Below are 17900 nucleotides of genomic sequence, written 5' to 3'. Positions count from 1 at the left end.
TGCGGGGGGCGGTCGCCGGAATGCTGCGGGCCGCGTCGATTGCATATGCCGGCTGCATTGAGGCGTCTCGACGCAGCCGGCAAGGCGTCATTGCAATCGCACGATGGGCCATGCGTTCGCGCGCTGCGACGCACTCACTCCGGGAACACCAGCGTGATCATCAAGCGCGCGGTCCAGCGGCTGGCGTACTCCGGCCGGTCGACGTTGTAGAAACCGCCCACGCCGATGCTGACCGGCATGTGGCCGAAGTGTGTGACCTTGGAGATCGTGCCGCCGATCGGCACCGTCCACTCGTTGCCGCTGCCGGCCTCCCAGTTGTAGGAGGTCTCGGAGGTGAAACCGGCCGACCAGCCGTTGGCCAGACTGCGGGTGATGAACGGCTGCACGTTGGTGACGCTGACGTCGTCGCGGTCGTCGTCGCCGGCGAACGACCACAGGTGGTTGGCCAGCGCGCCGATCGTCCACTTCTTGGTCTTGTGCACCGCGATGAAGGCCGGGCCGATCGAGTACTTGCCCGTGCCCAGGCTGTCGTGGCTGGCGGTGTCGAGCATCAGCGCCGGGCCGAAACCGAACTCGGTGCTGCGCGCCTGACCCGGGTGCGACGGGATGTAATAGCCCTGCACGAACACGTCGCCCAGGCCGCTCTTGTCCTGCGGGAACTCGTTGGAGACGAACGGCAGGATCGGACGCAGGATGAACTTGCCCTTGTCGCCGACGAAGGGGATCACCGGCTGCACCTTCAGCGTCTGGTTGTCGTAGTTGCTGCCGGGACCGGCACTGCCCTGGTAGTTGTACTGGAACGGCACCGAGATCAGCGCCGCACCGGGGTCGGCCAGCTTGCGGGAGATGTCGTCGGCCGACGATCCGCCGCCTTCGCTCGCCTGCTGGGCGAATGCGGGCAGGGCGGCCGAGGCCAGCAGGATCAACGTGAGTGCGCGGGGTTTCATCATTATTTCCAACTCCAGAAGCGGATACGGCAGGCGGTAGCAGGCGTCAGAACTGGAAGCTCGCCGAGAGCATGAACGGGTCGCCTTCGAGGCGGTTCTTCACGTCGAACTCGGTCAGGTAGCGCGCTGAAAACTCGACCTGGCCACCGTCCCACTTCTTGGCGTAGGTGACGATCGGTCCGAGCGCGAGCGAGTGACCCTTGAAGCCGTTGAGGCGGTCGGCGGTCGCGCCCTTGTCGTCTTCCAGCTGCTCAATCCAGCCGCCGGCACCGCCGAAGCCCCAGCCGTTGCCGAAGCGTTTGATCAGCACCGAGTCCAGGCGGAACACCGCGCCATTCTCGTAGTCGGTGTCGTCGTTCTTGGTGTAGATGTCGACCGCGGCGGTACTGCTCCATTCCAGAGTGCCTTCCTGGAACAGCTGGGTGTAGCCGAAGGTCGGCGAGAACGTCCAGTTGTTGAGACTGGGGTTGGCCAGTGCGCCAGCCTCGTAGTCGCCGGTCGGCGCGTACACGTACAGCGACATCGACACGTGACGCAGCTTGTCGATGTGGTAGCTGGCAATGACCGGGGCGAAGAACGCGTCGAACAGGCCGTTGCCGACGTCGTTGACCTGGCGCTGGACCGGGCCGAGCTGCACGTTGGCGGTGGCGTCGATGTAGATGAACGGCACCGTTGCCATCGAGGCGAAGTTCCAGCGGCCCTCGCCGGTGTCCCAGATGTACAGGCCGGTGGCCGACATCATGTCGAACGTCGCATCCAGGCCCAGCGAGGCGACGCCACCGACCGGGATTTCGCGCTGGCCGCCGATCTCGCCGGCGTAATGGACGTAGCCGATCTGCAGGTTCCAGCCCGGCGTCGGTGGGATCAGACCGGAGTAGGACGTGCCCTGGATGCCGGTGATCGGGCGACCCAGTCCGCCTTCGGTGGCAGCGGCCTGGGCCAACGGAAGCGCGCACAGCGCCAGGGTGAGCAGGCTGCGCTTGAGCATCGGAACGGTGCGGCAGGAGTACTGGGTCATCGTGCAGTTCTCATTGAGTTGGGTCAGCGGCGACGGAAACCGCCGCCCATCGGGCGCGCGCCCAGGCCGGGGCGGAAACCGCCGACCGGACGCTCGAAGCCACCGGCCGGGCGCTGGAAGCCGCCCTGCGGGCGCTCGCTGCGCTGCGGGAAATTGCCGTTGATGCGCTGGTCGCCGCGCTCGCGGGCGAAGCGGTCGCGGTCGAGATTGCCCGGGTCGGTGTGGCGGGTTTCTCCGCTGATGTTGTTCGAGGTGTCAGGCCGGGTGACCTTGCTCCAGCCGTTCTCGTCATGGCGGTAGACGTTGCCGTCGTGGCCGGCGTAGACCTGGTCGTTGACGTCGATCGCGCCGCTGTGGTGCAAGGTGCTGGTGTCGGCATTGTAGTGGAAGCTGCCGGCACCTTTGGCGTCGCCGCCCGCGCCTTGGCTGTCGAACCCGCCGGCACCGGCCGCGCCGTGCTGCCCGGCCACGGCGCCGCCGGCTTCATGCGTCACGCGTCCGGTGTTGGTGTTGACCACGGTGCGATCGCCACCTGCGGCCGCGCGACCGGTGTATGGATTCACCGCGACGCCGTGCTCGCCGGCGACGACGCGCCCGGTCTGCGGGTTGTAGCGGATGCCCTGCGCGCCGGCGCGGGTGGTGCCGGTGTAGACGTTGGTGTTGATGCCGGCACGGCCGATGCCCTGGCCGCCGGTGCGCTCGTTGTAGAAACCGCCGCGGGCGCCGCGACCGACGTTGCCGGTCCACGGATCGGCCCAGGCGGCGGCCGTACCGCGCACCGCGGCGTTGCCCCAGTGGCCGTAGACGTTCCACGCCGCGGCACCGCCGCCCCACCAGCCGTACGGATAGACCGGGCCGTACCAAGGCCCCCACCACGGCGAATACGGGCCGTACCAGCCGTCGTACCAGCCCCAGCCCCAGCCGAAGGTCCAGCCGACCCAGGCGTTCCAGCCGAAGTACACGCCCATGCCGTAGGTGGCTGGGCAGCCATACCAGTACGCGCCGATCCACGGCGTGCAGGCGTAGCCGCTGCCGTAGACGACGACGTTGCTGGTCACCACGGTGCCGTAGTAGCCCGGCGTGTAGCCGACGTAGACGTCGTCGCCGCTGGTGCCGTAGACGCGGACGTAGGTGACGTAATGCAGCGGCGAGCTGGTCGGGATCGTGTAGATCGCGGCCGGCACGCTGGCCGCCACCGTCCACGGGCCGGTGGCTGCGGTGGCGGTGAACCAGATGCCCTTGTCGACGGCGTAGAAGCTGTCGGCGGCGACGCGGATCACCGGCACCGGCGTGTTGCGCGCGTACTGCAGCGAGGTGCCGCCGATCGCCTGGAACTGCGGCGCGCCGTCGTACTGCACGGTGAGCTTGGCCTGGCTGCGGTTGACCGTCGCGGTCTGCGGGATGGCGTTGGCGATCAGCGCCTCGCGCGATTCCGGCGTGTTCGGGATCGAGGCGAGCACGCCGCTTTTCGCGCTGTCTGCCGGGATCTTGGCGAAGTCGGCCGGCAGCTTGTCCGGTGCGACGTAGCTCCACGGTCCCTTGCTGCCGGCGGCGGTGAACCAGCGGCCGGACACCAGCACGTACCAGGCATGGTCGGCGGCGCCGTTGACGAACACGTCGGCACCGGTGTTGTCGATGTAGCTCAGCCGGGTGCCGGGGATGGCGACGAACTGCGGATCGCCCTGCGTCGTGATCAGCTCGGCCGGATGCGTGCGCACGTACAGCTCCGGGAGCTTGCCGGCGGCGAACGCCTGCTTGAGCGCCTCGGGCGGGTTGTCGAGCGTGTCGACCTGCTTGCTGGCGACGGCCTGTTTCATCGCGTTGGTCAGCGCTGCATCGACGCTGGCCGCTGCGGTCCATGGCCCGTTGAGTGCCGGTGCCGAGGCCCAATGCCCAGCGAGATACGTGTAGTACTTGCCGCCGTGCTGCAGCAGCAGCGAGCGGCTGTTGATCACGCGCTGCACGCCACTGACGCCGCTGGGCTTGAGTGCGGGCTGGCCGTCGACCAGCACCAGCACGGCCGCGCCGGTGCTGAAAATGATGTCGGGCGGATCGTTGCGCACCGGCAGCGAAGCGGTCTTGGCGTCGATCGCGGCGATAGCCAGCGCCGATTCCAACTGGTCCAGCGACACTGTCAGCGTGCCCTTTTCCTTGAGTGCACCGCGCACCAGCTGCAGGTACTGGTCCTGCTTGGCGGCCGCGGTCGGGAAGCTGGCGCTGTCGAACTTGATGCCGCTGAGCACCACCGCGCGCGCGTCCTTGTCGATCTGCGTGCGGGCGTTGAAGGTGACCACGCCGTAGTCGAGCGTGTCCTGGCTCTTGCCATCGGCGCCGGTGTGGATGCCGCTCTTCACCGACATCGCGAAACGGCCCTTGAGCGCGTTGCCCTGCCAACTGTCGTACTGCGGCTGGTGGATGTTGAACTGCGTGCCCTGCACGGTGAACTGGCGCGGAAACGGGCGCGCGTCGATGTTGACGGCGGCGGTTGTGGCCGCCGGGGCGGCGGAGGGAGCAGGGGCTGCCGTCGATGCGGGGGGCGCAGGTTCCTTGGCACAGGCCGGCGCGCACAGCAGCGCAGCGACTAGGGCCAGGGCCTTGGCGGTGGGAACGATGCGCATGGGTTACCTCGGTCGGGCGCTATTTCTGGAAAGGTCGGGCGGGCCAGGCGGCCCGCCGTCCATCACACGGTAGCCGGCAGCCACTCAGCGCGGCTGGTTCACGACGATGTAGGTGACGTTGCTGCCGGCGTACTGCGGCTGGTACCAGGTGCTGCCACACTGCTGGTAGGCAATGCCGTTGATCACGGTGGTCACGCAACTGGGTGGCACCGAGGTCACGATCGAGCCGATCACCGCCGAGGTCACCACCGCGGCGGTCGTTACCGCGGCCGCCGCGGCGACCGGGTGGTCGTACCAGCCGTCATGCCAATGATCGTCGACGTCGATATTCACATCGTTGTGGACGTTGATGTTGGTGTTGCGATTGACGTTGGTGTTGCGGTTGCGGTTGATATTGGCGTTGCGATTGACGTTGGCATTGCGGTTGACGTTGGCGGAGCGGTTGGCGCCGGCGTTGTGGCTCGGTGCGGGCCGGTTGACGCTGGTGCGTGCACCGCCGCGCGCGTGCGGGCCGGCATCGGCCGCGAAGCTGGCCGCAAGCAGGCCGGTGCCGCCGGCCAACAGGCCCAGGGCCAGGCCCAGGGTCGAAGCGTGGGTGCGGATGCTCATGGCGTGCCCTCCTTGTCCTCGACAACGACTACATCCACCTCGGCCAACTGGATGCGCTGTGCATCCTTGGACGGAGCGAAGGTGAAGCTGGAATCCTTGAACGTGGCGTTGGTGTTCCAGTCCAGCGTGGCTGCGTACTGCGGCAGTGCCGGGTCGTCGGTGGTGGTGATCACCAGGCGTCGCGGCAGCGGCTTGTCACCGACCTCGATCCACACCTGCCAGTCGACGTCCTGCTGGCGGAACGCGTAGTGCTCGGTGACGCTGCCGTCGACGCGGGCCGGGCCGACGAACACGGCCGACTGGATCGCCGACTTGGACGCCTGCGGCGTGCCCCACAGGAACAGGTCGGCCAGCGGCAGTTCGATGCCGAAATCGTCCTGCGCGGTGGACAGCAGGTCGTGGATCGTGCCGGGGGCGTCGACGCTGGCGTAGTACTTCATCTTCGGCGCATAGACGGTCAGCGTCTTGCCGTCGAAGAACATCTGGCGTTCCTTGCGGTCGCTCTTGACGTCAACCTGCAGCCCGTTCGGCGCGCGCACCTTGTAGTCGACGGTGCCGGGGAATTCGAGCTTCTGCCCGTCTTCCATGACCAGGTCGATGGCGGTGTCGGCGTGCAGGCCGAAGTGCTTGAGGCTGCGCAGATGTGCGCCCATCTTCTCGAGAGCGGCGGTGGCACGTGGATCGACCGTTGGTGCGGCTGAGGCGGCGGCCGGAGGGGCCGTCTTGGTTTGGGCCAACGCCGCCGGCGCGAACAGCGCTGCGTTCAGGGCCAGGAACAACGCGATGCGTGACATGGACTCTCCTTGGGTTTCGGTACTTGCTGCTCGGTCCGCCCGGCACGGCGGGCCGGGCGGTTGCGACTCAATAGGGCGAATTCACCACGATGTAGGTCACCTGGCTGCCGCTGTATTGCGGCTGGTACCAGGTGCTGCCGCACTGCTCGTAGGTGACGTTGCCGACGACCACGGCGGTGCAGCTCGGTGGCAGCGAGTACACCATCGAACCGATCACGGCAGCGGTGACCGCGGCGGTGGTGGTGATCGCGGCGGCCGTCGCCCACGGGTGGTCGTACCAGTAAGGGTAGGGATGCGGCGGAGGCGGAGGCGGGCCTGGCGGATGCGGTCCGGGTCCAGGGGGATGCGGTCCCGGACCCGGTGGGTGTGGCCCCGGACCGGGCGGATGCGGCGCGGGGCCAGGCTCCGGGTGGGGCGCAGGCCCCGGGCCGGGATGCGGCGCCGGGCCCGGGTGCGGATGCGGCGCCGGCGGGTGGTTGATCGCGGTGCGGGCCAGGCCGATGGGGCGGCGTGCCTCGGCCGTGGAGGCCATCCACCATTGCCCGGACAGACCGACGATCAGCGCTCCGATCAGCAGCGGGCGGATACGATCATGGCGGCTCATGGCGCGGTCTCCTGGCGGCTGGCGGCGACTTCGATCTCCTGGATCACGATCGGGTGCGCGCCCTTCGGGGCAGTGAAGCGGAAGCTGGTGGCGCTGGGCGTGGCACTGTTCCAGTCCAGTTGGGCGACGTATTGCGGGCGGGCCGCATCGCCGGTGCTGGTGATGACCAGCTTGCGCGGCAGCGGCTGGTCGCCCGACTGGATCCAGACCTGCCAGTCGGCGCCGGCCTGGCGGAAGGCGTATTGCGTGCAGTCGCGGCCGTCGATCTTGGCCGGCCCGACCACGCTGGCGGCGCGGATCGCCGACACCGGTGCGCTGTCGGTGCCCCACCAGAACAGGTCGGCCAGCGGCATCTCCAGGCCGTAACGCGAGTGGACATCGCGCAGCAAGGCGTCGACATTGCCCGCGGCCGGCACGCTGGCGTAATAGCCCAGCTTCGGCGCGGACAAGGTGAAGGTCTTGCCGTCGTAAAAGAACTCGCGCTCGCGCTGTTCGCTGCGCACGGCCCCGTACAACCGGTCGGGCAGCTGCGTCCGGTATTCGACCGTGCCGGGGAACAGGTACTTCTGGCCGTCGTCCATCACGTATTCGATCGACGTGGTGCCGGTCAAGGTGAAGCCTTTGAGCTTGCGCAGGTAGGCGCTCATGCGCTCCAACGCGGCCACGGCCTGCGGTTCGATGGCGGCCGACGCGGCGGACGGCGCCGCCGCGGGTGCGGACTGGGCGTGGGCCAAGGGTATCGCCAGCAGCGTGATGCCTAATGCCAGTGTCAACGGTGGTATCCGAAGCATGGTCCCCTCCTTGAACAGCGGTGAAGTAGCGCAACGTGTCCTTGGTCGGTGTCATCTGACGGCCTGGGAGTCAGGTTGACAGACAGGTGATCAACGCGTGATGACGACCCTGGAGCGCTGTATTGGATGATGAATCGCTCAGACTCCTGGCCCTTCGCGTCCTCATAAGTTGAATCGCCGCGCTTGTTACAGGTGCCGCGAGTGCCCGGGAGGCGGCCCACAGCTACAGCTGCGCAGACGACCGTTCATCCCGAACCGGTTGGCGCAGGTCAAGTTCGTCGTATGCGGGTCGCGAACGCCACCGTAGCCCCGCGTTCACATGAAGCCAATGGTGTCGCGGAGGCGCGTGAAGTTTTCGTGATGACGCGCGGTGTAAGTGACGCAGGGCAGGTGTTGCCCACATTCGGCACAGTCGAGTGCGTCGTGGACAAGCGCTGCAAGGAGTCGCGCGCGGAGGATTTACCGGGCGAGCCATCGCGTATGGATGGCTCGGGCTGCGCTGGAAACGAAAAACCCGCCGTTGGGCGGGTTTTCGATCCGTGCGGATGGTGGCTATGGGTGGACTCGAACCACCGACCCCAGCATTATGAGTGCTGTGCTCTAACCGGCTGAGCTACATAGCCGCGCGGAGAACCGCGAATTATTCATGCGCAGGGCGGTGCCGTCAATCGTCTGGAGCGGCTTGTAGTCCCCGCCAGGGTCGTGGCAGAGTCGGATGCAGTGAATTAAGGAGTCCGCATCGTGATCGATCCGGACGGTTACCGGCCCAATGTCGGCATCGTGCTGATGCACCCGGACGGCCGCCTGTTCTGGGCCCGCCGCGTGCACCGTGACGGCTGGCAGTTCCCGCAGGGCGGGATGAACACCGACGAGACGCCGCTCGAGGCCATGTACCGTGAGCTGCGCGAGGAGACCGGGCTGCTGCCCGAGCACGTCGAGGTCCTCGGCGCGACCCCGGGCTGGCTGCGCTACCGCCTGCCGCAGCGGGCGATCCGCCGCAACGACCGGCTGGTCTGCATCGGCCAGAAGCAGGTCTGGTTCCTGTTGCGCCTGACCGGCTGCGAGGCCGACCTGCGCCTGGACCTGACCGACAAACCCGAGTTCGATCACTGGCGCTGGGTCGACTTCTGGTACCCGGTCGAGCACGTGGTGATGTTCAAGCGCGGCGTCTATGCCAGCGCGCTGCGCCACTTGGCGCCCGTGGCCCGGCAGGTGGCCGGCGAGGCGGTGCCGCTGCCGGGGCCGGACATCCGCATTCAGGATCCGCGCGGTTCCGCGGCACGCAGCCGCCAGCGGCTGCGTTCGCGCGGGCCCGGGGCGCCGGTGCGGGGTGGCAACAGCGGCGATCCGGCGGTTAATTGACAATCATTCGCATTCGTGGCGAAATGGCCCTGCAGTCGATCCGGCTGCCTGCCCGACCATCGCCACCGTGTACGTCTGCATCTGCAATGGGGTTACCGACCACGACATCCGCCAGGCCGCGGATGCCGGTTGCCGCAGCGTGACCGAACTGACCATGCGCACCGGTGCCGGTGCCAACTGCGGTAGCTGCCTGGACATGGCGTCGTCGATGCTGGACGCGGTCCACGCCGTGCGGGATCTGCCGTTCCCGGTGCTGCAGCAAGCCGCCTGAGCCGCGTCAAAAGCTACTGATTCTCGCCCGCGCCTGCACCCGATTCGCGTTCCGTCACGGTTGCCGCGAAGCGGCTAGAGTGCCGCCATTGCAGGCACACGGAGCACGGCCATGAAAGGCGACGCCAAGGTCATCGAATACCTCAACAAGGCGCTCTACAACGAGCTGACCGCGATCAACCAGTACTTCCTGCACGCCAAGATGCTGAAGAACTGGGGCCTGAAGGAACTCGCCGAGCACGAGTACCACGAGTCGATCGACGAGATGAAGCACGCCGACAAGCTGTCCGAGCGCATCCTGTTTCTCGATGGCCTGCCGAACTTCCAGGCGCTGGGCAAGCTGCGCATCGGCGAGAACCCGCGCGAGGTGCTCAACTGCGATCTGGCGCTGGAGCTGGAAGCGCTGCCGCTGCTGCGCGAGGCGATCAAGTACTGCGAGAGCGTCCACGACTACGTCAGCCGCAAGCTGTTCGCCGATATCCTCGATTCCGAGGAAGAGCACATCGACTGGATCGAGACCCAGCTGTCGCTGATTGAGCGCTTGGGCGAGCAGAACTACCTGCTGACCAAGGTCGAGGGATAACGGCTGCCGAGTCGATCCCCGCGGGGGCTCCCGCGTCTGCCGCACCAACGCCGCCGAAACCCTCGGCGGCGTCTTCATTAGTTGATGTCTCGTCGGGTGACTACGTCAAACGGCGCCGGGCCGTGGCGCGCGTCGGAACAGCTTGCGCCACACCCACCACAGCAGCAGTGCCAGTGTCAGGGTGATCGTCAGCACCAGCGACAACGCGATCCAGGGGTGGGCAAACACCAGGGCCAGGCCGCCGACCGTGGCCACGTCCTCGGTGATGGAGGCGGTCCAGTTGCTGACCGGCTCCGGCGAGGTATTGAGCAGGGCGCGCGAGCCGGCCTTGAGCACGTGACTGGTCAACGCCACCCCGGCCCCGGCAGCCAGTGCCCCGGCGCCGAGTTCGCCGTTCGGCGACAGCGTCGCCGCGGCCAGAAACGCGCCGGCGGGCACCCGCAGCAAGGTCTGCAGCAGGTCCCAGACCGAGTCGACACCGGGGATCTTGTCGGCGAAGAACTCCGCCACGGCCAGTGCGCCGGACACGCCGATCACCCACGGCGACTGCGTCAGTTGCAGCGCCTGCGGCAGCTCGACCCAGCCAAACGCCCCGGCCAGCCCGACCCCGAACACGGTCAGGTACACGCGGATGCCGGCCAACCAGGCGAGAACTACGCCAATTGCGAACAGGTGCGCATCTGACATCGCGGCGGCCCCGCTAGACTGTGGGCCGAGTATAGGGGCATGGGGAAACCGGTGGGGTCGTCGCCGGATCGCAGGTCATGAACAAGCCGCCACGCAAGGCGCCGCCGGCGCGTTTCACGATCGTCCAGCAGCGTCCGGATCGACGGCCGCTGGTGTGGACGGCGTTGACGTTGGCCTGGCTGTTGACGCTGGCGGCGGCGTGGATCGGCTCCGAGCGCCTGGCGGCACCGCGCCTGCCGGCGATCCGCGCCGAACTCGACAACGCGCGCGTGCAACTGCAGCACTGGCGAGGCCAGGCCGAGACGCTGCAGCAGCGCGAGGCCACCCTGTCGCGCTCGGACCAGATCAGCCGCGCCGCCAACAAGGAAGTCCAGAGCGCGTTGGCCGAACGCGAGGAAGAGATCTCCGACCTGCGCGCCAATGTCGCCTTCTACGAGCGCCTGGTCGGGGCGACCGGACAGGCCAAGGGGCTGAACGTGCACTCGGCGCAGTTTGCCGCCGAGACCGGCGGCACCTGGCGCTACCAGATCGTGCTGACGCAGAGCCTCAACCGCGGCGCGATCAGCAGCGGCCAGCTGCGTTTCGTCATCGAGGGCGTGCGTGACGGCAAGCTGGCCACGGTCAGCTGGGACGAGCTGCACCAGCGCGCCAGCGTGCCGGCGCAGGATTATTCGTTCCGCTATTTCCAGCAGCTCGATGGCAGCGTGATGCTGCCGGAAGGCTTTACGCCGCAACGCGTGCGCGTGTCGCTGCATGGCGGCGATGTCGCGGTGGAACAGACACTGGGCTGGAACAGCGGCACGACCTGAAGAAGGCCGGACAACCCGGACTTTCCCCACTATCGGAAAACACAAACGATGTTCAAGAACAAGCCGAGCCAGCACGACGGCCAGGTCGACACCCTGATCGGGCCGCAGGTGGTGATCCGCGGCGATCTGCAGTTCAGCGGCGGGCTCTATATCGAGGGCCGCATCATCGGCAAGGTGATTGCCGAGGACGGCCAGCGTGCCACACTGACCCTGGCCGAGCAGGGCAGCATCGAGGGCGAGGTGCGTGTGCCGGTGGTGGTGATCAACGGCCAGCTCACCGGCGACGTCCACGCCAGCGAGCGCGTCGAGTTGGCGACCAAGGCGCGGGTGCAGGGCAATGTGCATTACCAGGTGGTGGAGATGCTGGCCGGCGCCAAGCTGACCGGTCGCCTGATCCACGTCGACCCGGCCACCGCTACCGCAGCTGAAGGCCATCTGGACGTCGGCGCGGTAATGGGCTGACCGTCACAGCTCGCCGTTGTAGGCTGGGCGCCCGTTTCCACCGGCGACCGGCATGACCACTCCTGCGGGCGAGACTCCCGGGACCACATCACCGCCGATCTGGCGCATCGTCGCCGTGGCCGTATTCGTGCTGGCCCTGGCCTTCGGTGCCTGGGGCCTGTGGCGGGTGCTGGCACCGGGTGACGTGCGCGCGCAACTGGACACCAGCGAGCGTCTCAACCGCAGTGGGCAGGCGCAGCTCGACCAGTTGCAGCAGCGCGTGACCACGCTGACCCGCTCCGACCAGATCAGCCGCGAGGCCAACCGCGACCTGCAGAGCACGCTGGCCGAGCGCGACGAGGAGATCGCCGCGCTGCGCGCCGATGTCGCCTTCTACGAGCGCCTGGTCGGCGCGACCGCGCAGCGCCGCGGCCTCAACGTGCATGCCCTCAAGATGCAGCCGCAGAACGACACGGCCTGGCACTTCACCACCACCCTGACCCAGAACCTCAACCGTGGCGCCGTCAGCACCGGCCTGCTGACGCTGTCGATCGAGGGCACCCGCGCCGGCAAGTTGCAGAAGCTGGCCTGGCCCGACCTGCGTCAGCAAGCGGATGCGCCCGGCTTGGCGTACTCGTTCAAGTACTTCCAGCAGGTCGAAGGCGACGTGTTCCTGCCGCCCGGGTTCGTGCCGGTGCGGGTCGCGGTGCGGCTGGCGCCGCGCGCGGGCGCCGCGATCGAGGAGTCCTTCACCTGGGCCGACGCCACGCGTGATGTCGCCCCAGCCGTCGCTGCGCCTTGAGCGCCGCCGCTGCAACCCACCGTGCCGGGTACGCGGCTTGAACGCAGCGGCCCCGGCCCCCATCCTGAGCCCATGGAATCGATCACCCCCGCCGCCGCGACGCCGGACTACCAGTCGCTCGACCGCCCGTTGCAGTTCACCTCCGCAGCCGCGAGCAAGGTCCGCGAGCTGATCGCCGAGGAAGGCAACGACGCGCTCAAGCTGCGCGTCTACATCCAGGGTGGCGGCTGCTCGGGCTTCCAGTACGGGTTCGAGTTCGACGAGCAGCAGGGCGAGGACGACCTGGCGGTACAGACCGACGGCGTGACCCTGCTGGTCGACCCGCTCAGCCTGCAGTACCTGATGGGGGCGCAGGTCGACTACACCGAGAGCCTGCACGGCGCGCAGTTCGTGATCCGCAACCCGAACGCGAAGACCACCTGCGGCTGCGGGTCATCGTTCTCGGCGTGAGTACCGGGGCAGCGCCCTTCGCGTTCGTCGAGGCGGGCGCTGACGCTGCCTGCCGCGCCGCACTCGATCGCGCCGACCGTCTGCGCGACGACCCCGCGGCACTGACCGCGTTGTGGCTGCAGGCGCGTGTCCTGCTGCTCGACGACAAGGGCCATGCCCTGGCCGATGCCGACGGCAACCTGCGCGCGCCGCATGGGCAGGACATTAGCGAAGGCCCCGGCGGCGTCGGTGCGGCGGTGTTCCTCGGGCTCGATGCACACGGTGGCGGCTGGTTCGCGCTGGAGGCGGCACTGACCGCATTCGATGCGCCCCGGCGCGTCGACCTGCGCAGCGCCGCGGCGCTGTGGCCGGCATTCGAGGCCAGTGTGTTCGCGCAGGCGCGCGCGCTGCAGCATTGGCGCAGTCGCCACCGTTTCTGCGGCGTCTGCGGCGGTGAGGTCACGCTCTCGCGCGGTGGCTGGCAAGGCCGTTGCCAGCGGTGCGGCGCCGAGCATTACCCGCGCACCGATCCGGCGGTGATCGTCGCCGTCAGCGATGGCGAACGCCTGCTGCTCGGCCGGCAGAGCGCCTGGCCGGCGCGGCGTTATTCGGTCATCGCCGGCTTTGTCGAGCCCGGCGAAACGCTGGAGCAGACCGTCGCGCGCGAGGTGCTCGAGGAAACCGGCGTGCGCGTGCGCCGTTGCCACTACCTGGCTTCGCAGCCGTGGCCGTTTCCGGGCGCGTTGATGCTCGGTTTCGCCGCGCAGGCCGAACCCGACGTGCCGCAGGTCAGCGATGAACTCGAAGCGGCGGCCTGGTTCACCCGCGAGGAAGTGCGTGCGGCCTGCGCACGCGGCGAATGGGACGGTGCCGACGATGACGGCGAGGGCCCGGTGCTGTCGCCGAGCATCTCGATCTCGCGTTGGCTGATCGAACACTGGCTTGCGGCCGATGCGGATCGCCACGCCCGTTGAACAGCGGTGAGGCAGGCTAGAATCGCGTCATCCATCGCCGCGACGCCTGGAGGCTCTGCGCAATGTCCGCCACCCTGATCGCCGTCGTCGTTGCGCTCGTGCTTGGCCACCTCGCCCAGTCGCTGGTGGTGTCGGTGCGTCACTACGGCTGGTACCAGGACTGGCTGCGCTGGCTCGATGGCCGCTTTCCCGCGGAGGGTATCTGGCGTGGGCGCTGGGGCATCGCCATCGCCCTGCTGCCGCCGCTGCTTGCGGTCGGGCTGTTCCAGCTGGCACTGGCGGAACCGTTGTTCGGCCTGGCTGGCCTCGCGTTCGGCATCGCCGCGCTGTTCTACGCCTGGGGGCCGCGCGACCTGGATCTGGACGTCGATGCGATCGTCGACGCCAACGACTCTGCGTCGCGCCGCGCCGCGGCCACGGCGCTGTGGCCGGAAGGCGGCACGCCCTCGCTCGACGGCGGCGCGCTGGTCGAGGCGGTGTTCCGCAACGCACTGCGCCGCTGGTTTGGCGTGTTGCTCTGGTTCCTGCTGCTCGGCCCGTTCGGTGCGTTGCTGTACCGGTTGACGGCCTTGTCGGCAGAAGGCGAATCCGCACGCGCCTTGCCGGACGAGACCCGCAGCGGCGCACAGACCGTACTGGCGCTCCTCGATTGGCCGGTGACGCAGCTGATGACCCTGTCGCTGGCGCTGGTCGGCAATTTCGACACCGTGCTCGGCGCCTGGCGCGAGTCCGGCGGCGCCGCATTCAATCTCGACCTGCGTTTCCTCGGCGCGGTCGCACGCGCCAGCGTGCGCAGCGAACTGGCGGAGGAGGCCGCCGACTACGCCGATGACAACGGCAGCGTCGAAGCCGGCGAAGCGGGGCTGCCACCGCCACCGCCGCTCACCATCGCGACGGGCGAGCTGCCCGAACTGCGCGACGCGATGAGTCTGGTCTGGCGCAGCCTGCTGGTCTGGCTGGCAGTGCTGGCACTGTTCGTCATCGCCGGCTGGGTGAGCTGAGGCCGTTTGCGCGGCCCTGACGCGCGGAAGCCGCTCCTACAAACAGCATGATGCTATGCGGCGTCACCGCGCAGCGACCGTACTTGGGCTTCGAGCTGCGCCGCATCGACCGTGGCGCCGTCGAGCGGCGCATCGGCCATCACCTCGACATGCGCTCGGAACCGGCGCGGCACGCGCATGCGCGCCAGGCGGCTGCCTTTGGATGACGTGCTGCGTCGGCTCCACATGCTGGTCCACATGTTGCGCAGCGCCATCGGGATCACCGGCACCGGGCGGCCGGCGTCGCGGGTGCGTTCGAGGATGCGTTCGACACCGGACTTGAACGGCGCGATCGCTCCGTCCTTCGTCAACGCTCCTTCGGGGAAGAGGCCGACGATCTCGCCCTGCGCCAAGGCCGCGTCGATCTCGTCGAACGCGCGCTGCATCAGCGCCGGGTCTTCCTTGGCGCCGGCGATCGGGATGGCCTTGGCGGTGCGGAAGATCCAGCTCATCACCGGGATGTTGAAGATCTTGTAGTACATGACGAAGCGCACCGGCCGCGGGATGCTGGCCGCCAGGATCAACGCGTCCATGTAGCTGACGTGGTTGCACACGATCAGCGCCGGGCCTTCGTCCGGGACGTGCTTCTCGATGCCGTGCAGGCGCAAGCGGTACAGCCCGCGCACCAGCACCCAACTGAGGAAGCGCATCAAAAACTCGGGCACGATCGTGAAGATGTAGATCGCAACGATCACATTGGCGATCGCCACCGCCAGGAACACCTGCGGGATGCTCCAGCCGAGGAAGCGCTGCACGACGATGCCCAGCACCGCGGCCAACACGATGAAGGCGGCGTTCTGGATGTTCATGCCGGCGATCACGCGCGAGACTTCATTGCGCGGTGTGCGGCTCTGGATCAGCGCGAACAGCGGCACCACGAAGAAGCCGGCGAACAGGCCGATGCCGACCAGGTCGATGACGATGCGCCAGCTGCCGGGCTGCTGCAGGAACGCCACGACGGTCGACACCTGCGCCGGCGCCGCGCCGCTGCGGGCAAAGTACAGGTCGATCATGAACGCGCTGATGCCGAACGCGCCCAGCGGCACCAGGCCGATCTCCACCGTGCGCGCCGACAGCCGCTCGCACAGCATCGAGCCGACGCCGGTGCCGACCGAGAACAGCGCCAGCGCGAAGATGTAGAGCGTGCCGCTGCCGCCGAGGTTGGTCTCGGCGTAGGTCGGCAGCTGCGAGGTCAGCACCGTGCCGATGAACCAGAACCACGACACGCCGAGGATGGCGTTGCGCACCGCCGGCTGGCGCTTGGCCAGATGCAGGATCGCGATCGATTCAGGGAGCGGATTCCAGTTGATCCGCAACTCCGGTGCGCCGGCCTCGGCGCGCGGGATCGCACGGCTGACCAGGTTGCCGGTGATCGCCAGCACCACGATCGCGGTGGCGGCGACGACCGGTCCGTGCGCCCCGGCGAGCGCGAAGATCAGCCCGCCGAAGATCATGCCGACCAGGATCGAGATCGACGTGCCCATCTCGACCAGGCCGTTGCCGCCGGTCAGTTCCTCGGGCTTGAGCACCGACGGCAGGATCGAATACTTGACCGGTCCGAACAGCGTCGATTGCAATCCGGTGGAGAACAGCGCGACCAGCAGAACGGTCATGCTCTGGGTCAAGAAGCCGACTGCCGCCAGCGACATGATGACGATCTCCATCGTCGTGGTGATGCGGATCAGCTTCGACTTCTCCAGCTTCTCGGCGATCTGCCCGGCGGTGGCCGAGAACAGGAAGTAGGGCGCGATGAACAGCGCCGGCGCCAGATTGGTGTACAGCGTGCGCTGCTCCGGCGACACGCCCAGCCAGAACAGCAGGCCGATGATGGCCTGGCGGTAGACGTTGTCGTTGAACGCGCCCAGACACTGGGTGATGAAGAACGGCAGGAAGCGGCGCTGCTTGAGCAGCTCGAACTGGTTATGCGCCATGCGGCCTCCGGGGTTTGCGCGAGCCTAACAGAGCCGATTGCGCTTGTAGGAGCGGCTTCAGCCGCGAGCTTTTAGTGGGCAACCCGCGGGGCCATGCATCGCTATTGCAAGCGCAAAAGCTCGCGGCTGAAGCCGCTCCTACAGAAGATCAGCAAGTCGTAGCCCGGATAAGGCCGAAGGCCGCATCCGGGGCTGCCATCCCCGGGTGCGCTGCGCTTACCCGGGCTACGTCCGCGCTTGTTGTCGCCGATGCCGTGCTCGACACTGCGCCAGCTCCTGCGTCGATCCGTTCGGCACGAGCCCCCACCGACCGCATGGAACGCGGCGGAGCATGGACCGTCCGGCCCAGCCTTTCTCGGCATGCCCGGACTCGCTAATGGACGTAAGGAATAGCCAATGCAGAACCTTGTCTCGCTGAACCTGTCGGCGCAGGACCTCGCCGATGCCGACACCGCCATCGCCACGTTGCGCCGTGTCTTTGCCCCGATGATCGCGTTGCAACCCTCGCAGCGCCGCGACCTGTACAAGATGGGCGACAAGTCCGAGGTCTTCTGCCGGCAGACCTTGTCGGTGCTGGCCGCCAACCCGCAGATCATCCCGCCCAGCCTCAACCTGGCCGAAGCGCAGGCCGACTTGGCGGCCCTGGACCTGTTGCGCCCGCGCCTGCAGCAGCTGGAGCAACTGGTCGAACGCGCCGACGACACCGCCCTGGCGCTGGGCAGCGACATCATCACCGTCGCCCTGGAGGGCTACGGCCTGCTCAAGGTGTCCGGCAAGAACGAGGCGCTGAAGACCGCGCGCAAGGACCTGTCGGCGCGGTTTGCCAAGCCGTCGCGTGCCGCCGAGCCTGCCCCGGTGGCCTGAAACCGGCGCGGACGGTGTGTGAGTGATCAAGCCTGGCGGGTGAGGCGCCAACGCCTCGTCCGCCAGGCTTTTTGCTTCGGGGGCCAGGCCCTGTGCCGCAAGGGGCGAGGCTCGGCGGCCTCGGGCGAAAGCCGATGGGCCTGCGGGGTGCGGCATTTCACTTCGACCTCGAGGCCGGGGTGCCTCGGGCGTCAGGCTCAAACCGTCGACTTTGAGGCCCGTAGCTTCGAGGCGTGAGGCAAAAAGGTTCGACGTTGAAGTCCAGGGCCTGCGCAGGCTGGGCCTGCCACCTTGATCCGGCCCGAATGGTGTTTGATCCAGGAGCGG

At 68.0% G+C, this 17900-nt stretch carries 18 protein-coding genes, 1 tRNA gene and 1 pseudogene; 10 read left to right on the top strand and 10 right to left on the bottom strand.

Translation table 11 applies throughout. The features are described from left to right. Positions 1–134: 134 nt before the first annotated feature. The 8 genes from ACFOLC_RS04920 to ACFOLC_RS04885 form a co-directional block, all read right to left on the bottom strand. Complete coding sequence (locus ACFOLC_RS04920; protein WP_386758120.1) at positions 135–947, bottom strand: hypothetical protein; 813 nt, start codon at positions 945–947, stop codon at positions 135–137. 46 nt (positions 948–993) lie between these two features. Continuing rightward, on the bottom strand, positions 994–1965 hold the full coding sequence (locus tag ACFOLC_RS04915; RefSeq protein WP_386758119.1) for a SphA family protein: 972 nt from the start codon (positions 1963–1965) through the stop codon (positions 994–996). A gap of 23 nt (positions 1966–1988) precedes the next feature. Then, positions 1989–4583 carry a hypothetical protein gene (locus ACFOLC_RS04910; protein ID WP_386758118.1) on the bottom strand — a complete coding sequence of 865 codons (2595 nt, stop codon included), beginning with the start codon at positions 4581–4583 and terminating at the stop codon, positions 1989–1991. An 84-nt stretch (positions 4584–4667) separates the two neighbouring features. Beyond that, positions 4668–5192: a hypothetical protein gene (locus tag ACFOLC_RS04905; protein WP_386758117.1), complete on the bottom strand. Its 525-nt coding sequence runs from the start codon at positions 5190–5192 to the stop codon at positions 4668–4670. After that, positions 5189–5986: a DUF2092 domain-containing protein gene (locus ACFOLC_RS04900; protein ID WP_386758116.1), complete on the bottom strand. Its 798-nt coding sequence runs from the start codon at positions 5984–5986 to the stop codon at positions 5189–5191. Before ACFOLC_RS04900 ends, ACFOLC_RS04905 begins: the two co-directional genes overlap by 4 nt. Positions 5987–6053: 67 nt before the next feature. Continuing rightward, positions 6054–6590, bottom strand: a complete 537-nt coding sequence (locus tag ACFOLC_RS04895) for a hypothetical protein (RefSeq protein ID WP_386758115.1) — start codon at positions 6588–6590, stop codon at positions 6054–6056. Continuing rightward, the gene (locus ACFOLC_RS04890; protein WP_386758114.1) at positions 6587–7381 is read right to left on the bottom strand and encodes a DUF2092 domain-containing protein; all 795 of its coding nucleotides are present in this window, start codon (positions 7379–7381) and stop codon (positions 6587–6589) included. The genes ACFOLC_RS04895 and ACFOLC_RS04890 overlap by 4 nt, the downstream gene beginning before the upstream one ends. A 546-nt stretch (positions 7382–7927) precedes the next feature. After that, positions 7928–8004: transfer RNA gene (locus tag ACFOLC_RS04885), tRNA-Met, on the bottom strand. A 118-nt stretch (positions 8005–8122) separates the two neighbouring features. On the opposite strand from ACFOLC_RS04885, the gene ACFOLC_RS04880 reads away from it, so the two are divergent. The 3 genes from ACFOLC_RS04880 (at position 8123) to bfr (ending at position 9596) form a co-directional block, all read left to right on the top strand. Beyond that, positions 8123–8743 carry an RNA pyrophosphohydrolase gene (locus ACFOLC_RS04880; protein WP_386758113.1) on the top strand — a complete coding sequence of 207 codons (621 nt, stop codon included), beginning with the start codon at positions 8123–8125 and terminating at the stop codon, positions 8741–8743. 67 nt (positions 8744–8810) lie between these two features. After that, positions 8811–9014 carry a (2Fe-2S)-binding protein gene (locus tag ACFOLC_RS04875; RefSeq protein WP_386758112.1) on the top strand — a complete coding sequence of 68 codons (204 nt, stop codon included), beginning with the start codon at positions 8811–8813 and terminating at the stop codon, positions 9012–9014. A gap of 111 nt (positions 9015–9125) precedes the next feature. Next, a complete protein-coding gene (gene bfr, locus ACFOLC_RS04870) occupies positions 9126–9596 on the top strand; it encodes a bacterioferritin (protein ID WP_386758111.1) in 471 nt (156 codons plus the stop codon). 105 nt (positions 9597–9701) lie between these two features. Here the strand turns inward: bfr and ACFOLC_RS04865 are convergent, their stop codons facing one another. After that, a complete protein-coding gene (locus ACFOLC_RS04865) occupies positions 9702–10283 on the bottom strand; it encodes a DUF4126 domain-containing protein (RefSeq protein ID WP_386758110.1) in 582 nt (193 codons plus the stop codon). 77 nt (positions 10284–10360) lie between these two features. On the opposite strand from ACFOLC_RS04865, the gene ACFOLC_RS04860 reads away from it, so the two are divergent. The 6 genes and pseudogenes from ACFOLC_RS04860 (at position 10361) to ACFOLC_RS04835 (ending at position 14739) form a co-directional block, all read left to right on the top strand. Further along, positions 10361–11092 carry a DUF6776 family protein gene (locus ACFOLC_RS04860; protein ID WP_386758109.1) on the top strand — a complete coding sequence of 244 codons (732 nt, stop codon included), beginning with the start codon at positions 10361–10363 and terminating at the stop codon, positions 11090–11092. A gap of 48 nt (positions 11093–11140) precedes the next feature. Continuing rightward, positions 11141–11518, top strand: a pseudogene (locus tag ACFOLC_RS04855) (bactofilin family protein); the annotation flags it as partial. Positions 11519–11606: 88 nt separating this feature from the next. Continuing rightward, a complete protein-coding gene (locus ACFOLC_RS04850; RefSeq protein ID WP_386758108.1) occupies positions 11607–12335 on the top strand; it encodes a DUF6776 family protein in 729 nt (242 codons plus the stop codon). Positions 12336–12407: 72 nt separating this feature from the next. Beyond that, positions 12408–12785, top strand: a complete 378-nt coding sequence (gene erpA, locus ACFOLC_RS04845) for an iron-sulfur cluster insertion protein ErpA (protein ID WP_386758107.1) — start codon at positions 12408–12410, stop codon at positions 12783–12785. Next, positions 12782–13738 (top strand): NAD(+) diphosphatase, encoded by a 957-nt coding sequence (gene nudC, locus ACFOLC_RS04840; protein WP_386758106.1) that lies wholly within the window; start codon positions 12782–12784, stop codon positions 13736–13738. The genes erpA and nudC overlap by 4 nt, the downstream gene beginning before the upstream one ends. A gap of 62 nt (positions 13739–13800) precedes the next feature. Next, entirely contained in the window at positions 13801–14739 is a 939-nt protein-coding gene (locus ACFOLC_RS04835) for a hypothetical protein (protein ID WP_386758105.1), read from the top strand. 53 nt (positions 14740–14792) lie between these two features. On the opposite strand, the gene ACFOLC_RS04830 is transcribed toward ACFOLC_RS04835, so the two are convergent. Next, positions 14793–16709: an MFS transporter gene (locus ACFOLC_RS04830; protein ID WP_386758104.1), complete on the bottom strand. Its 1917-nt coding sequence runs from the start codon at positions 16707–16709 to the stop codon at positions 14793–14795. A gap of 396 nt (positions 16710–17105) precedes the next feature. Here ACFOLC_RS04830 and ACFOLC_RS04825 point away from each other — a divergent pair, with 396 nt between their 5' ends. Next, on the top strand, positions 17106–17573 hold the full coding sequence (locus ACFOLC_RS04825; protein WP_386758103.1) for a hypothetical protein: 468 nt from the start codon (positions 17106–17108) through the stop codon (positions 17571–17573). Positions 17574–17900: the final 327 nt, after the last annotated feature.

The sequence above is a fragment of the Lysobacter cavernae genome, assembly GCF_042648505.1.
Classification (GTDB): domain Bacteria; phylum Pseudomonadota; class Gammaproteobacteria; order Xanthomonadales; family Xanthomonadaceae; genus Lysobacter_L; species Lysobacter_L cavernae.
The sequence above is the reverse complement of the archived record's forward strand: the minus strand, read 5'-3'. Positions and strand labels throughout refer to the sequence as shown.

Bases quoted from the DNA above. Each gene is read 5' to 3' on its own strand.
- ACFOLC_RS04890 (WP_386758114.1), bottom strand. From the start codon at position 7,381: ATGCTTCGGATACCACCGTTGACACTGGCATTAGGCATCACGCTGCTG.
- ACFOLC_RS04850 (WP_386758108.1), top strand. From the start codon at position 11,607: ATGACCACTCCTGCGGGCGAGACTCCCGGGACCACATCACCGCCGATC.
- ACFOLC_RS04830 (WP_386758104.1), bottom strand. From the start codon at position 16,709: ATGGCGCATAACCAGTTCGAGCTGCTCAAGCAGCGCCGCTTCCTGCCG.
- bfr (WP_386758111.1), top strand. From the start codon at position 9,126: ATGAAAGGCGACGCCAAGGTCATCGAATACCTCAACAAGGCGCTCTAC.
- ACFOLC_RS04910 (WP_386758118.1), bottom strand. From the start codon at position 4,583: ATGCGCATCGTTCCCACCGCCAAGGCCCTGGCCCTAGTCGCTGCGCTG.
- ACFOLC_RS04920 (WP_386758120.1), bottom strand. From the start codon at position 947: ATGAAACCCCGCGCACTCACGTTGATCCTGCTGGCCTCGGCCGCCCTG.
- ACFOLC_RS04860 (WP_386758109.1), top strand. From the start codon at position 10,361: ATGAACAAGCCGCCACGCAAGGCGCCGCCGGCGCGTTTCACGATCGTC.
- ACFOLC_RS04905 (WP_386758117.1), bottom strand. From the start codon at position 5,192: ATGAGCATCCGCACCCACGCTTCGACCCTGGGCCTGGCCCTGGGCCTG.
- erpA (WP_386758107.1), top strand. From the start codon at position 12,408: ATGGAATCGATCACCCCCGCCGCCGCGACGCCGGACTACCAGTCGCTC.
- ACFOLC_RS04900 (WP_386758116.1), bottom strand. From the start codon at position 5,986: ATGTCACGCATCGCGTTGTTCCTGGCCCTGAACGCAGCGCTGTTCGCG.
- ACFOLC_RS04825 (WP_386758103.1), top strand. From the start codon at position 17,106: ATGCAGAACCTTGTCTCGCTGAACCTGTCGGCGCAGGACCTCGCCGAT.
- ACFOLC_RS04895 (WP_386758115.1), bottom strand. From the start codon at position 6,590: ATGAGCCGCCATGATCGTATCCGCCCGCTGCTGATCGGAGCGCTGATC.
- ACFOLC_RS04915 (WP_386758119.1), bottom strand. From the start codon at position 1,965: ATGACCCAGTACTCCTGCCGCACCGTTCCGATGCTCAAGCGCAGCCTG.
- ACFOLC_RS04835 (WP_386758105.1), top strand. From the start codon at position 13,801: ATGTCCGCCACCCTGATCGCCGTCGTCGTTGCGCTCGTGCTTGGCCAC.
- ACFOLC_RS04865 (WP_386758110.1), bottom strand. From the start codon at position 10,283: ATGTCAGATGCGCACCTGTTCGCAATTGGCGTAGTTCTCGCCTGGTTG.